At 51.4% G+C, this 788-nt stretch carries 1 protein-coding gene; it reads right to left on the reverse strand.

Going from position 1 to position 788, the window contains the following annotated elements; translation table 11 throughout:
• On the reverse strand, positions 1 to 788 hold a 788-nt coding region (locus tag F3J02_RS18365), incomplete at both ends, for an Ig-like domain-containing protein (protein WP_167251618.1).

Consider the following 788-nt stretch of genomic DNA (forward strand, 5'->3'; position numbering starts at 1 on the left):
GTCCAGTTGCCTGTTAATGGATCAACTGTCGCTGTGTACGTCACACCATTGATCAGCAAGGTCACAACTGTGGTCGCTGCATCTACTGGAATACCCGTTAAGGTACCTGTGACGGTCACATTGCCTGCACCCTCTGCTGCATTAACCACATTGTCCGCAGTCACTGTTCCGATCGTTAATACCGCACCCGCTGGGTTCGGTGGTGTGAGATCTACGGTATACACTTGGGTATCAGTCACATTGCTGCTGTTACCTGCTGTATCGGTGAAGGTCGCTGTGGCATCAATGGTTTTATCACCATCTGCCAACAGGTCACTGCCCGCAACGCTTGCCGTCCAGTTGCCTGTTAATGGATCAACTGTCGCTGTGTACGTCACACCATTGATCAGCAAGGTCACAACTGTGGTCGCTGCATCTACTGGAATACCCGTTAAGGTACCTGTGACGGTCACATTGCCTGCACCCTCTGCTGCATTAACCACATTGTCCGCAGTCACTGTTCCGATCGTTAATACCGCACCCGCTGGGTTCGGTGGTGTGAGATCTACGGTATACACTTGCGTATCAGTCACATTGCTGCTGTTACCTGCTGTATCGGTGAAGGTCGCTGTAGCATCAATGGTTTTATCACCATCGGCCAACAGGTCACTGCCCGCAACGCTTGCAGTCCAGTTGCCTGTTAATGGATCAACTGTCGCTGTGTACGTCACACCATTGATCAGCAAGGTCACAACTGTGGTCGCTGCATCTACTGGAATACCCGTTAAGGTACCTGTGACGGTCACATT

Origin of the sequence: Acinetobacter sp. Tr-809, assembly GCF_011753255.1 — a bacterium.
Classification (GTDB): Bacteria; Pseudomonadota; Gammaproteobacteria; order Pseudomonadales; family Moraxellaceae; genus Acinetobacter.